The following is a 13,384-nucleotide window of genomic DNA, read 5'->3' as shown; positions in this document are numbered from 1 at the left end:
TTTTTCCTGTGCATTTGCGGTTGCCTGTTTGCGGGTGACGCCCGCGCTTTCCTGGGACCCCTCGGTGAACATGAGGTCCTCCCGCAGGTCGGTTCCGGAGGCGGGGTGTCGCCGGTGACAACCGCCGGCTTCCCGGATCGCCAAAATTGAGTATGACACTGAGTGTCAAAATTGCTATTGGAGGGCACACTTGCAAGTGAGTGGCTGCCGCGGGCTAAAATCATCACGTGAACACGACACGGGACATCGCGCGCAACGCTGTTCGCCTCGAGCTGGCCGAGGTGGCGATCGGGTTGTTCTGCAGCCGCGGCTTCGAGGAGGCCACCTTCGACGATCTGGCCGCGGCGGCCTGCGTGTCCCGCAGCACCTTTCTGCGCTACTTCGGGACCAAGGAGGACGTCGTCCTCAGCGTCCTGGACCCCTTGGGTGATCTGATGTCCGAGGAATTGCGTTCGCGGCCCGCCGACGAAGAGGAGTGGACGTCGCTGCGACGGGCCGTCGATCCCGCCATCGAGTACTTCTCCCGTAACCCCGCCGACAGTCTCGTGCTGCTTCGCCTCACTCAGACCACACCTGCCCTGGCCGGTCGCCTGTGCGAGAAGCAGGCCAACTGGCGCCCGGCCCTGGCGGAGATCCTTGCCGCACGCACATCCCCAGGGAACGCGACGCTCCTGGCCTCACACGTGCGCGCGGCGGCCGCCCTGCACTGCCTGGGCATCGCGGCAGAGCATTGGACCAACGCCGAAGCGCGCCTCCCCCTCGGAACCCTCGTCGATCAAGCCTTCGCCACCTTCACTGCTCCGCGCCCTGTCACGGCGTGACTCTCGGGACGCCGCAACGTTGCCGTGCAGGCGGCGAGGGGTCATGGCGCCGGCCGATCCGCTCCGTGGCCAACAGCGGGCCGACCAACGCCGGACCCTGGAAGCCATCGCGTGGAAGTACCGTGCCTGCTCACCCCGGCGGGAGCTCCCAGACTGTCGAGTCGTCCTCGCGGTGCCCGGGAGCACCGCGAGGACGAATCCGGTTGTCAGCCGAAGAACTTCTGCAGTTCGGCGGCGAGTGCCTCCGGCTGCTCCTCTGCCAGGTAGTGGCCGGTGTCCTCGATGGTGACGAAGCGGGTGTCGGTGGCCCTGGCCCGCACTGCCCCCTCGATGGCGCCGATGACAAGCGGGCCGCCCAGTCCGAGGACGGGCATGGTCAACTTCGGGTAGGTTTCGCCGTCGGCGAGATCCTGATGGATCGCGGCGTACGTGGCGAAGGACGCCCTCACCGCTTCGGGGTCGTCGTACGCCGCCGCGTAAATGGCGCGGTCCTCCTCGCTGATCTTCTCGGGGTGGACCGCGAAGTGGTCGATCGCCCAGTCGATCACGTGCCGGAACCGCCCCGCGAGGAGCTTCGCGGGCAGGTCCTCGACGTGGCTCAGCGAGTACCACCAGGCGTTCCACCCACCCGGCTGAGGGAAGGCGGTGATGGCGAGGTGGTCCGACGTGAACGTCGCCCCCTCCCACACCGCCAGCTTCTTGGTCGCCTCCGGGTAGTTCGCGGCGAAGCTGTAGGCGACGGTTGAGCCCATGTCTCCGCCGGCGATGTTGATCTGCTCGTATCCCAGGCCGCGAACGAGTTCGTAGACGTCCTTCGCCATGTTCTTCTTGTCGTAGCCGCCGGCGGGCTTGTCCGATCCGCCCATACCGCGGTAATCGACGGCGATGACCCGGAAGTGCCGGGCCAAGGGGGCCATGATCCCCTTGAGGGCGTGCGTGGTGCGGGGCCAACCCTCCATCAGGACGAGCGGCTCCCCTTCGCCGCCGATGACGTAGTGAAGGCGGGTTCCGTTCACCTCGGCGTAGCCGTCTTCGAATCCTTCAAGCATGGTCGGTTCTCCTGTCGTGGTACCGGCAATGTGCCGAGAAGGTGATAAATGCGCTGATAAGACGCTGCCGAGCACGGACTTCCGGCAGTGCGGTTGACGTGCAGCCGACCTGGCTGCGCGGCCTTGGGGGCAGGCGGCATCGGTACCGACGTGGCCCCGGTGTCGCTGGCTGCGGCCCTTGATCGTTCGCTGCGCCCGCGGAGTGGCGCGGTATCGCATGGCGACACTGGCGTCGACTGGGAAGCTCGATCGGAACCGACTCCCTCATCTGACGCTGAGTGTCACTATAGCCATCAAGACACAATGTTGTAAATGGGTGCCGGATGCAGGCTAAGATGCCCATCGAGAGTCTTACTCTCACATGATCGCTTGAGTCTCAAGAAGGGGCGACATGCCTACCGAAGAGCCGTAACCGGACGCGCTCAACGGGACTTCGCCGCGGGAACTCGGCGTCGGCTTTCCCTGGCATTCGAGGGCGATGGCAGAGCGATCGTTCCGCTTCATTAGACTTGCCGTCATGAATCGCTGGGAAGAGCTGACGGGTGGGAGCTCCGGAGAGGACTACGCCGCGCGTCTTGCGGTCGTGGCCGACAGCGGCAAGGACATGCATGGTGAGGCGCGATTCTGCGCCGCGCTCGTGCCCGCGGGAGCGCGGGTGCTGGACGCCGGGTGCGGTACCGGACGGGTCATGATCCGGCTCGCGGAGCTCGGGTATGACTGTGTCGGGGTGGACCTCGACGAGTCCATGCTGGCGGTGGCCCGCAGGGAAGCGCCGGAGCTGACGTGGATCCGGGCCGACTTGACCGATTTCGCCCCGGCTGATGTTCATGCCGCTGCGGGCTTCGACCTCGTGGTCGCCGCCGGCAACATCTTCCCGCTTCTCGCCACCGGTACCGAAGCGGCGGCCGTCAGCCGACTGGCCGCGGTGCTGCGCCCGGGGGGTCTGTTCGTCTCCGGATTCGGCTTGGACGAGGGCCACCTGCCGGTGCCGCCGAGCATCACGCTGCCGGAGTACGACACCTACTGCGCTGCGGCGAGCCTCGCCTTCGTCGACCGCTTCGCCACCTGGGACGCCGACCCTTATGAGGGCGGTGGCTACGCAGTCAGCGTCCACCGGCGCTGAAAGCTCCCGGAGATGTCGGTGGTGCACAATCCGGCGTTGCCCCGCGCCGGTGGTGGTGGCCGGTCCGGATGGCGACTTGCCGTGGCCCTGATCCTCACCGGATAGGACACGGTCCGGGGCGAGCGCCTGTGCCCAGTGTTCCCGGCCACACGAGTCGTCTCGGCATGTTCACGTGGTAGTGCCGGGTTCGGAGTGAGGGCCAACTATCGTCCTGACGGGCCAGGCATAGATCCTCGGCACGGGCGGCGGGGCCGGAACGGGCGGAAATGCTTTGCATAAAACTTCCGGGCGCCGTATAGTCATGCCATCGAAGAGGAGGGTCCATGGCATTCCGGGCAGCGGTGGCGGGAGCGAGCGGGTACGCGGGCGGGGAGATCCTGCGCCTGTTGCTGAACCACCCCGAGATCGAGATCGGCGCGCTCACCGGGAACACCAACGCCGGGCAGCGCCTCGGCGGCCTGCAGCCGCATCTGCTGCCGCTGGCCGACCGCGTCCTGGAGGCGACCGACGTGCAGGCGCTGGCCGGACACGACGTCGTCTTCCTCGCGCTGCCGCACGGGCAGTCGGCCGCCGTCGCCGAGCAGCTCGGTGACACGGCCCTCGTCGTCGACTGCGGCGCCGACTTCCGGCTCGAGGACGCCGCGGACTGGGAGCGGTTCTACGGCACCCCGCACGCCGGCACATGGCCGTACGGCCTTCCGGAGCTGCCGGGTGCGCGCGCCGCGCTGACGGGCTCCCGGCGCATCGCGGTGCCCGGTTGCTACCCCACCGCGGTCACGCTCGCGCTCTTCCCCGCGTACGCGGCGGGCCTGGTGGAGCCCGAGGCCGTCGTCGTCGCCGCGTCCGGCACCTCCGGTGCGGGCAAGGCCGCCAAGCCGCACCTGCTGGGCAGCGAGGTCATGGGAAACATGACCCCGTACGGCGTCGGCGGTACGCACCGGCACACCCCCGAGATGATCCAGAACCTCTCCGGCGTGGCCGGGGAGCGGGTCTGCGTCTCCTTCACCCCGACGCTGGCGCCGATGCCCCGCGGCATCCTCGCCACCTGCAGCGCCAAGGCCAGGCCCGGCACCACCGCCGACGCCGTACGGGGCGCCTACGAGAAGGCGCTGGCCGACGAACCGTTCGCGCACCTGCTGCCGGAGGGCCAGTGGCCCGCCACCGCCGCCGTGTACGGCTCGAACGCCGCGCTGATCCAGGTCGCCTACGACGAGGCCGCCGGCCGGGTCGTCGTCGTCAGCGCCATCGACAACCTCACCAAGGGGACCGCCGGCGGCGCCGTGCAGAGCATGAACATCGCGCTCGGCCTGCCCGAGGGACTGGGCCTGAGCACCGCGGGGGTCGCACCATGACCCCCCGTCCCGCTGCCCGTGCCCGCCGTGCCGTCGCCGAGCTGCTCACCCGGGCGGCGCCCTGCGGCGCGGGGGCCGACGCGCCCGGCACGGCCCCGGTGACCGGGCCGTACACCGACATCACGGCGAAGGCCGCGCCCCTGCGGTGCGTCGGCCCAGAAGCGGACAAGGAGACGACACAGTGAGCGTCACGGCAGCACAGGGATTCACGGCGGCGGGCATCGCCGCCGGGATCAAGGAGAACGGCAACCCGGACCTCGCCCTCGTGGTGAACAACGGTCCGCGGCTCGCCGCGGCCGGCGTCTTCACCTCCAACCGCGTCAAGGCCGCCCCCGTCCTGTGGTCGGAGCAGGTCCTGAGAGGAGGTCAGGTATCCGCCGTCGTCCTCAACTCCGGTGGCGCCAACGCCTGTACGGGACCCCTGGGCTTCCAGGACACCCACGCCACCGCCGAGGCGGTCGCCGACGCCCTCGGGCAGAGCGCGGGGGAGGTCGCCGTCTGCTCCACCGGGCTGATCGGCGTCCGGTTGCCGATGGACAAGCTGCTGCCGGGCGTCGCCAAGGCGGCGGCCGAGCTCTCCGCCCACGGCGGCGAGAAGGCCGCCATCGCCATCAAGACCACCGACACCGTGCACAAGACCGCCGTCTACGAGGGCGAGGGCTGGACGGTCGGCGGCATGGCCAAGGGCGCGGGCATGCTCGCACCGGGCCTGGCCACCATGCTGGTCGTCCTCACCACCGACGCCGACCTGGACTCCGCCGCCCTCGACGGGGCGCTGCGCGCCGCCACCCGCACCACCTTCGACCGGGCCGACTCCGACGGCTGCATGTCGACCAACGACACGGTGCTGCTGCTCGGCTCCGGCGCCTCCGGCGTCACCCCCGCACCGGAGCCCTTCGCCGCCGCCGTCGAGCAGGTCTGCGCCGACCTCGCCCGCCAGCTGATCCGCGACGCCGAAGGCGCCTCCAAGGACATCAAAATCGAGGTCGTCAACGCCGCGACCGAGGACGACGCCGTGGAGGTGGGCCGCTCCATCGCCCGCAACAACCTCCTCAAGTGCGCGATCCACGGCGAGGACCCCAACTGGGGCCGGGTGCTCTCGGCGATCGGCACCACCTCCGCCGCCTTCGAGCCGGACCGCCTCAACGTCGCGATCAACGGCGTGTGGGTCTGCAAGTCCGGCTCCGTCGGCGAGGACCGCGAACTGGTCGACATGCGCTACCGCGAGGTCCACATCACCGCCGACCTCGCCGCCGGCACCGAGACCGCGACCATCTGGACCAACGACCTGACCGCCGAGTACGTCCACGAGAACAGCGCCTACAGCTCATGAGCGCCCGCAAGCACACGGCCCTGCCCAAGGCGCAGATCCTGATCGAGGCGCTGCCCTGGCTGACCCGGCACCACGGCAAGACGGTCGTCATCAAGTTCGGCGGCAACGCCATGGTCGACGAGGAACTGAAGGCGGCCTTCGCCCAGGACGTCGTCTTCCTGCGGCACGCCGGCCTCAAGCCGGTCGTGGTGCACGGCGGCGGCCCGCAGATCAGCGCGCAGCTCGACAAGCAGGGCCTGGTCAGCGAGTTCAAGGCGGGGCTGCGGGTCACCACCCCGGAGGCCATGGACGTCGTCCGCATGGTGCTCGCCGGGCAGGTGCAGCGCGAGCTGGTCAACCTGCTCAACCAGCACGGCCCGCTCGCCGTCGGCCTGACCGGCGAGGACGCCCACACCATCAGCGCGACCCGGCACCGCCCGATGATCGACGGCGAGGCCGTCGACATCGGCCGGGTCGGGCAGATCACCGAGATCGACACCGGCGCCATCCGGGCCCTGCTGGACGACGGCCGCATCCCGGTCGTCTCCTCCATCGCCCGCAGCGCCGACGACGGCCACATCTACAACGTCAACGCCGACACCGCCGCGGCGGCGCTCGCGGCCGCGCTCGGCGCGGAGACCCTGATGGTCCTCACGGACGTCGAGGGCCTGTACGAGGACTGGCCGAACAGCGACGAGGTGATCAGCCGGCTCACGGCGAGCGAGCTGGAGAAACTGCTGCCCGAGCTGTCCAGCGGCATGGTGCCCAAGATGGAGGGGTGCCTGCACGCGGTGCGCAACGGCGTCCACACCGCCCGGGTCATCGACGGGCGGGTCCAGCACTCGATCCTGCTGGAGATCTTCACCGACGAGGGAATCGGCACGATGGTGGTACCCGACGGCGTCGACACGGCGGGCGGCACATCGCGGAACGAAGGGGAACGGGCATGACCGGGACCGGCGACCAGGGGAACGAGGCTCTCACACGGCGCTGGCAGGGCTCCCTGATGGACAACTACGGCACCCCGCGGCTGCCCCTGGTCCGCGGCGAGGGCGCCCGGTACTGGGACGCCGACGGCAACGAGTACCTGGACTTCCTCGGCGGCATCGCGGTCAACGCCCTCGGCACCGCCCACCCCGCCGTCGTCCGCGCGGTCTCCGAGCAGATCGCGACCCTCGGCCACGTCTCCAACTTCTTCATCGCCGAGCCCACGGTCGCCCTCGCCGAGCGGTTGCTCCAGCTGTCCGGACGGCCCGGCCGCGTGCTGTTCTGCAACTCCGGCGCCGAGGCCAACGAAGCCGCCTTCAAGATCGGCCGGCTGACGGGCCGTACGCACATGGTGGCCACCGACGGCGGTTTCCACGGCCGCACCATGGGCGCGCTCGCGCTCACCGGGCAGCCGGGGAAGCAGGAGTCCTTCCGCCCGCTGCCCGGTGACGTCACCCATGTGCCGTACGGCGACGCCGACGCGTTGCGCGCCGCCGTCACCGAGCGGACCGCGCTGGTGATGCTCGAGCCCGTCCAGGGCGAGAACGGCGTCATCGTGCCCCCGGCCGGATACCTGGCCGCCGCCCGGGAGATCACCCGCGCCACCGGCACCCTGCTCGTCATGGACGAGGTGCAGACCGGCATCGGCCGCACCGGCCACTGGTTCGAGCACCAGGCGCAGGGCGTCGAGCCGGACGTCGTCACCCTCGCCAAGGCGCTCGGCGGCGGACTGCCCATCGGCGCCACCCTCGCCTTCGGCCCCGCGGCCGAGCTGCTGACCCCCGGTCAGCACGGCACCACCTTCGGCGGCAACCCGGTGGCCTGCGCCGCGGCGCTCGCCGTCCTGGACACCATCGCCCAGGAGGGCGTGCTGGACAACGTCAAGCGCCAGGGCGAGAAACTGCGCCAGGGCGTCGAGGCGCTGGACCACCCTCTGGTCGATCACGTGCGCGGTGCGGGCCTCCTGCTGGGTATCGTGCTCACCGAGCCGCTCTCCGCGCAGGTGCAGAAGGCGGCTCAGCACGCCGGACTCCTGGTGAACGCCGCCGTACCCGACACGGTGCGGCTCGCCCCGCCGCTGATCCTCGGTGACGCCGAGGTGGACGCGTTCCTGGGGGCGCTGCCGGGTGTCCTCGACGCCGTACATGCCGCAGAGGGACACCGATCCGGAGAATGACACGACGATGAGCGAGGCGCAGCAGCAGGCCGGCGGGGGAGCCGCCGCCGTACCGCAGACCCGGATGGCACGCCACCGGCGGATCGTCGACATCCTCAACCGGCTGCCGGTGCGGTCCCAGAGCCAGCTCGCCAAGCTGCTCTCCGACGACGGGCTGAGCGTCACCCAGGCGACGCTCTCCCGTGACCTCGACGAACTGGGCGCGGTGAAGATCCGCACCAACAACGGCGAACTCATCTACGCCGTGCCCAGCGAGGGCGGTTTCCGCACCCCCATGGCGCCGCTGGGGGAGTCGGTGAAGGAGGAGCGGATGAGCCGCCTCGCCGGCGAACTGCTGATCTCCGCGGAGGCCTCGGCCAACCTCGTCGTCGTCCGCACCCCGCCCGGTGCGGCGCAGTTCTTCGCCTCCGCGATCGACCAGGCCGAGGTGTACGACATCCTCGGCACGATCGCGGGCGACGACACGGTCATGCTGATCAGCCGCGACCCGGCCGGCGGGCAGGCGGTCGCCGACCACCTGCTGCGCCTGGCCGCGGGCGGTTAGGACCGGGCCCGGGCCCGGTCAGACGACGGGGCTCAGGCCCCCGTCGAAGTTGATGCCGGTGCCGGTGACGTAGCCGGCCCGGCCGGACAGCAGGAAGGCCACCAGGTCCGCGAACTCCTCGGCGCGGCCCACCCGGCCCAGGGGGATGCCGGACTCGCGGCCCATCGTGGCGTACAGCTCCTCGACGGTGATCCCGCGCTCCTCGGCCTGCCGGGTCCACTGGCCGCTCTCGACCAGGCCGACGAGCACGGCGTTGACCCGGATGTTGTCGGGCCCGAGCTCCTTGGACAGCGCCTTGGTCAGCGCGAGGCCGGCCGCGCGGGAGACCGAGGTCGGGGTGCTGCCCGCGCCGGGGGCCTTGGCGGAGACGGCGAGGGTGTTGACGACGCCGCCGCCCCCCGCGGCGCGCAGGTGGGGGAGGGCCAGCCGGGTCAGCCGCACCGCGGCGTGCAGCTTCAGCTGCAGGTCCTCCTCCCACACCGAGTCGTCCTGGCGCTCGAAGAAGCCGGCCGCGCTGCGCCCGGCGTTGTTGACCACGGCGTCGATCCGTCCCCAGCGCCCGTCGGCGGCGGCGACGAAGCGCTCGAGGTCCTCGGGGCGGGTGACGTCGGCCGGCACGCCCAGCACGTCGGCGCCGGTGGCGCCCAGTTCCTTCACCACGTGCTCGATGCGCTCGGGGTCACGTCCGCACAGCGCCACCTTGGCGCCCTCGGCGGTCAGCCGCCGGACAAGGGCCGCGCCGAGTCCGTCGGACCCTCCGGTGACCAGCACGACCTTGCCGTTCAGTTGCAGATCCATGTGACGCATTCTTGCCACCTGGAACAGCTGATCGTCAAGCGCTCAACTTGGCGACGAAACGCCCGAATCCCGAGGTGTGCCAGGTCGTGCCGTCGGGGGCGACGGCGAAGGCCTCCACATCGGGGAGTCCTTCCAGCCATTCCCGGGCCCGGCCGCCCATGGCGTAGCCGGCCGTCGCCCAGGTGTCCGCCTCGGTGAGGGAGGCGCACACCACGGTGAGCGACGCGAGTCCCCCGGCGGGCGGCGCACCCGTGTGCGGGTCGAGGATGTGGCAGCCGCGTTCGGCGGGACCGGAGGTGGCGACGGCCAGCTCGCCGTCCGCCTCGACGACGGTGGCCAGCCCCCCGGGCCGCAGCGGATCGGCGATGCCGACCCGCCAGGGGCCGCCCGTCAGCTGGACGTCGCCGCCGCCGTTGAGGCAGACCTTCCCGGCGCCCGCCGCCGCGATCGTCCTGGCGGCCCGCTCGACCGCCCAGCCCTTGACCAGGCCGGTGGGGTCGAGCGCGGTGCCGGGGCCCGCGTAGCGCGGGGTGAACCAGCCGTCGGTGCGGCGCTCGGCGTCCTCGCACAGCCCCAGGACCTCGCGCACCTCGGATGAGCACTGCGCGAGGGCGAGTTCACCACGGCCCAGCCGGCTGATCTCGCTGTCGGCGCGGAAGGTGGAGAACACCGCGTCGACCTGGTGCAGGTCCGCCACCGCCTCGTCCAGGGCCGTCCGGACGCGCGGCTCGCGGGCACCGCGCACGTCGAAGGAGAACACCGTCCCCATGCAGTGCTCCACGTGCCGCAGGCGCGGGGGGTTGTCGGACATCGTCAGGCACCGGCCTTGTCCAGGGCGCTCTGCAGCGACTTCCGGTAGCCCTCGCTGGTGAAGGAGGCACCGGAGACGGTGTCGATCTGCGCGCTCTGGGCGGTGACCGCGGCCTGGTCGAGCTGCGGGACGGCGGTGGCGGTGAGCTGGTCGCTGGTGGGGGTGCCCGCGGGCGCCTGGACGGCCGCGGCCGAGACGATCCGCCCCCCGTCGACCGTGATCTTGACCTGGACGGGGCCGTAGCTGGTCTGCGCGACGTCCCCGGTGACGGTCTTCCGCGCGGGCGCGCCGCCCTGCTTCCCCGGGGCCTTCGCCCCGCCGGTGCCGCGTCCGTCCGCGGGGGCCGAGGCCACCGGCACCGACGGGTCCGGGCCGGCGGGGGAGGGGGCCGCGGAGACCGGCGGCACCTGCTGTGCCGGGGCCCCGGCCTGCGAGGTGAAGGGCGCCGTCGTCGGCTTCAGGGCGAGCAGCAGCACGACCCCGGAGACGGTCGTCACGCTGCTCAGGAGGATCCGGCGCAGCGGGTGCTTCTTCTTCACTCGGACCTCACATCTCGAAGGACTCGTGGTGGATACGGCGTTCGGGCACTCCCGCCTCGCGCAGCGCGGAGTACGACTCCTCGGCCAGCCCCGGAGGGCCGCACAGGTACACGTCGTGCCGGTCGATGTCCGGCAGCATCCGCCGCAGTCCCTGCGCGGTGATCTCCGGGCGCGCGCCGCCGGGTCCGTTCACCGCGTACACCAGGCGTGCGCCGCGCTCGGCGGCGATCTCCTCCAGCTCCGCCCACAACGCGAGGTCCTGCCTGCTGCGCGCCCGGTACAGCAGCGTGAGGTCGCCGGGCGCGGCCGGCAGCGTCTCGAACAGGGCCCGCAGCGGGGTGATCCCGGCGCCGCCCGCCAGCAGCAGCACCTTGCCGCCGCGGCGGCGGGCGGCCGTCATGGCGCCGTAGGGGCCCTCGGCCCACACCCGCGTGCCGGGTTCGAGCGAGGCCAGCGCGGAGCTGTGGCCGCCCACCGCCTTGACGGTGATCCGCAGCAGGTCCGGCCGGGGCGGCGCCGACAGCGAGTACGGGTTGGCGCTCCACCGCAGTCCCGGGGCGAGGAAGCGCCAGCGGAAGAACTGGCCGGGCTGGGCGCCCAGGCGGTGCAGCCTGCGTCCCGTGATCAGCACCGAGACCACGCCCGGCGCCTCCTCGACGGTCTCCGCGACCCGCATGCGGTGCCTCATGTTGAGCCGGACCGGCACCAGCACCCGGTACCAGAGGACCAGCCCCGTCACCGAGCCGTACAGCGCGTACCAGATGCCGCGCGCGGTGGCGCTGCCCGCGAACTCGGCGCCGGTGGCCAACTGGTGCCAGAAGGTCAGGTAGACCGCTGCGTAGGTCAGCAGGTGGACGTAGTACCAGGTCTCGTAGCGCAGCCGGCGGCGCAGGGCGCCCGCCGAGACGAAGCCGATGACCAGCAGCAGCACGGTGCCGGCCGTCGCCTCGATCATCCGCGGGTAGTCCAGGACCACGGAGACCGACTGCTGCACGAGCGGCTGCCCGGACTGCTCGGAGTAACCCCACAGGATGAGCGCGACGTGGACGACGACCAGGCAGACGGCGTACCGGCCGCTCATCGCGTGCCAGCGGGCCACCCGGTCGCTGCCCACGCGCCGCTCCAGCGCGGGGACGCGCGCCATCTGCAGGACGACCAGGGCGATGGCGTAGCCGCCGAGCAGGCCGGTGATCCGGCCCGCCGCGGTGAGCCAGCCGGCCGTGGTCGGCTGGATGTAGGGGGTGTTGCCCCACCACAGCCACACGACCCCGGCGGCGCCCGCCCAGGCCAGGAGGAGCAGCGGGATCGCGGGGGAACGGCGGGGCCGGATCCGGCGCATGGCCTGCCGCCTGCCCGCCCTGCTGTTGTGGATCATCGTGGTCGTGGCCGCCATGCGCATGGGTACGCGCGGCTCCGCGCCCCTGCTCAAAGCCCGGTTTCCCACCACGCGCCGTACCACGATGTGGTATTGCCGTGCGCTCCGCGGGGCGGCCGGGTGCGGGCGGTCCGATTGTCCGGGGCGCGGCTGCCGCGGGGAGCGGCCGACACGCCTGTGAGCTGCGACGACACGGCCGATTGACGAATCATGCGGGGGAGTGCATACTTATACCCATCAGCGTATGCATCACCACCGCCGCCATACGCACCGGACCTCGCGCACCAAAGGAGAGACCCGTGACCGAGCGCGTCGTACTCGCCTACTCGGGCGGACTGGACACCTCCGTCGCCATCGGATGGATCGCCGAGGAGACCGGCGCCGAGGTCATCGCCGTGGCCGTGGACGTCGGCCAGGGCGGCGAGGACCTGGACGTCATCCGCAAGCGCGCGCTCGCCTGCGGCGCGGTGGAGGCCGAGGTGGCCGACGCCAAGGACGAGTTCGCCGACGAGTACTGCCTCCCGGCGATCAAGGCCAACGCCCTCTACATGGACCGCTACCCGCTGGTCTCCGCGCTCTCCCGGCCGACCATCGTCAAGCACCTGGTGGCCGCCGCCAAGAAGCACGGCGCCTCGATCGTCGCCCACGGCTGCACCGGCAAGGGCAACGACCAGGTCCGCTTCGAGGCCGGCATCTCCTCCCTCGCCCCCGAGCTGACCTGCATCGCGCCGGTCCGCGACTACGCGATGACCCGGGACAAGGCGATCGCCTTCTGCGAGGAGAAGAACCTCCCCATCGCCACCACCAAGAAGTCCCCCTACTCGATCGACCAGAACGTCTTCGGGCGGGCCGTCGAGACCGGCTTCCTCGAGGACATCTGGAACGCCCCGATCGAGGACGTCTACGAGTACACCCAGAATCCGGCCGGGCCCCGCGAGGCCGACGAGGTGGTCATCACCTTCAAGCAGGGCGTCCCGGTCGCCATCGACGGCAAGCCGGTCACCGTCCTGCAGGCCATCCAGCAGCTCAACGAGCGTGCGGGCGCCCAGGGCGTCGGCCGGATCGACATGGTCGAGGACCGCCTGGTCGGCATCAAGTCCCGCGAGGTGTACGAGGCTCCGGGTGCGATCGCCCTGATCACCGCCCACCAGGAGCTGGAGAACGTCACCGTCGAGCGCGAACTGGCCCGCTACAAGCGTCAGGTCGAGCAGCGCTGGGGCGAGCTGGTCTACGACGGCCTGTGGTTCTCCCCGCTCAAGCGGGCCCTGGACGGCTTCATCGACGAGGCCAACCAGCACGTCACCGGCGACATCCGGATGACCCTGCACGGCGGCCGCGCCGTCGTCACCGGCCGGAAGTCCGACCAGTCCCTGTACGACTTCAACCTGGCGACCTACGACACCGGCGACACGTTTGACCAGTCGCTCTCGAAGGGCTTCATCGAGATCTTCGGCATGTCGTCGAAGATCGCGGCCAAGCGCGACCTGGCCTAGTCA

At 71.2% G+C, this 13,384-nt stretch carries 14 protein-coding genes and 1 pseudogene; 10 read left to right on the top strand and 5 right to left on the bottom strand.

What is annotated here, in order from left to right; translation table 11 throughout:
* Positions 1 to 227 precede the first annotated feature (227 nt).
* Both AC1VWI_RS11465 and AC1VWI_RS11460 read left to right on the top strand, forming a co-directional pair.
* Entirely contained in the window at positions 228 to 821 is a 594-nt protein-coding gene (locus AC1VWI_RS11465) for a TetR family transcriptional regulator (RefSeq protein ID WP_499510870.1), read from the top strand.
* Between the two features lie 43 nt (positions 822 to 864).
* A pseudogene (locus tag AC1VWI_RS11460) lies at positions 865 to 972 on the top strand (IS5/IS1182 family transposase); the annotation flags it as partial.
* Positions 973 to 1,027: 55 nt separating this feature from the next.
* Here AC1VWI_RS11460 and AC1VWI_RS11455 read toward each other — a convergent pair.
* Complete coding sequence (locus AC1VWI_RS11455) at positions 1,028 to 1,870, bottom strand: alpha/beta fold hydrolase (protein ID WP_499510869.1); 843 nt, start codon at positions 1,868 to 1,870, stop codon at positions 1,028 to 1,030.
* A gap of 517 nt (positions 1,871 to 2,387) precedes the next feature.
* Here AC1VWI_RS11455 and AC1VWI_RS11450 point away from each other — a divergent pair.
* The 7 genes from AC1VWI_RS11450 to AC1VWI_RS11420 all read left to right on the top strand — a co-directional run bounded on the left by AC1VWI_RS11450 (position 2,388) and on the right by AC1VWI_RS11420 (position 8,365).
* Positions 2,388 to 2,993 (top strand): class I SAM-dependent methyltransferase, encoded by a 606-nt coding sequence (locus AC1VWI_RS11450; RefSeq protein WP_499516774.1) that lies wholly within the window; start codon positions 2,388 to 2,390, stop codon positions 2,991 to 2,993.
* 323 nt (positions 2,994 to 3,316) lie between these two features.
* Positions 3,317 to 4,345 carry an N-acetyl-gamma-glutamyl-phosphate reductase gene (gene argC, locus AC1VWI_RS11445; RefSeq protein ID WP_499510868.1) on the top strand — a complete coding sequence of 343 codons (1,029 nt, stop codon included), beginning with the start codon at positions 3,317 to 3,319 and terminating at the stop codon, positions 4,343 to 4,345.
* Positions 4,342 to 4,530, top strand: coding sequence for a hypothetical protein (locus tag AC1VWI_RS11440; protein WP_499510867.1), 189 nt, complete (start codon positions 4,342 to 4,344; stop codon positions 4,528 to 4,530). Before argC ends, AC1VWI_RS11440 begins: the two co-directional genes overlap by 4 nt.
* A complete protein-coding gene (gene argJ, locus AC1VWI_RS11435; protein WP_499510866.1) occupies positions 4,527 to 5,678 on the top strand; it encodes a bifunctional glutamate N-acetyltransferase/amino-acid acetyltransferase ArgJ in 1,152 nt (383 codons plus the stop codon). Before AC1VWI_RS11440 ends, argJ begins: the two co-directional genes overlap by 4 nt.
* Positions 5,675 to 6,607, top strand: a complete 933-nt coding sequence (gene argB, locus AC1VWI_RS11430) for an acetylglutamate kinase (RefSeq protein WP_499510865.1) — start codon at positions 5,675 to 5,677, stop codon at positions 6,605 to 6,607. The genes argJ and argB overlap by 4 nt, the downstream gene beginning before the upstream one ends.
* Entirely contained in the window at positions 6,604 to 7,821 is a 1,218-nt protein-coding gene (locus AC1VWI_RS11425; RefSeq protein WP_499510864.1) for an acetylornithine transaminase, read from the top strand. The genes argB and AC1VWI_RS11425 overlap by 4 nt, the downstream gene beginning before the upstream one ends.
* A 7-nt stretch (positions 7,822 to 7,828) precedes the next feature.
* A complete protein-coding gene (locus AC1VWI_RS11420) occupies positions 7,829 to 8,365 on the top strand; it encodes an arginine repressor (protein ID WP_499510863.1) in 537 nt (178 codons plus the stop codon).
* A gap of 18 nt (positions 8,366 to 8,383) precedes the next feature.
* On the opposite strand, the gene AC1VWI_RS11415 is transcribed toward AC1VWI_RS11420, so the two are convergent.
* From AC1VWI_RS11415 to AC1VWI_RS11400, 4 genes are read right to left on the bottom strand one after another with little or no spacing between them, the layout of a single operon-like run.
* Positions 8,384 to 9,163 carry an SDR family oxidoreductase gene (locus tag AC1VWI_RS11415; RefSeq protein WP_499510862.1) on the bottom strand — a complete coding sequence of 260 codons (780 nt, stop codon included), beginning with the start codon at positions 9,161 to 9,163 and terminating at the stop codon, positions 8,384 to 8,386.
* A gap of 34 nt (positions 9,164 to 9,197) precedes the next feature.
* Positions 9,198 to 9,974 carry an FAD:protein FMN transferase gene (locus tag AC1VWI_RS11410; RefSeq protein ID WP_499510861.1) on the bottom strand — a complete coding sequence of 259 codons (777 nt, stop codon included), beginning with the start codon at positions 9,972 to 9,974 and terminating at the stop codon, positions 9,198 to 9,200.
* A gap of 2 nt (positions 9,975 to 9,976) precedes the next feature.
* Positions 9,977 to 10,513: an FMN-binding protein gene (locus AC1VWI_RS11405; RefSeq protein WP_499510860.1), complete on the bottom strand. Its 537-nt coding sequence runs from the start codon at positions 10,511 to 10,513 to the stop codon at positions 9,977 to 9,979.
* Positions 10,514 to 10,520: 7 nt separating this feature from the next.
* The gene (locus AC1VWI_RS11400) at positions 10,521 to 11,906 is read right to left on the bottom strand and encodes a ferredoxin reductase family protein (RefSeq protein WP_499510859.1); all 1,386 of its coding nucleotides are present in this window, start codon (positions 11,904 to 11,906) and stop codon (positions 10,521 to 10,523) included.
* A 281-nt stretch (positions 11,907 to 12,187) separates the two neighbouring features.
* Here AC1VWI_RS11400 and AC1VWI_RS11395 point away from each other — a divergent pair, with 281 nt between their 5' ends.
* Positions 12,188 to 13,381, top strand: coding sequence for an argininosuccinate synthase (locus AC1VWI_RS11395; protein ID WP_499510858.1), 1,194 nt, complete (start codon positions 12,188 to 12,190; stop codon positions 13,379 to 13,381).
* The last annotated feature ends 3 nt before the right edge of the window (positions 13,382 to 13,384 follow it).

It is taken from the genome of Streptomyces sp. TOM-9 (assembly GCF_056858595.1).
The sequence above is the reverse complement of the archived record's forward strand: the minus strand, read 5'-3'. Positions and strand labels throughout refer to the sequence as shown.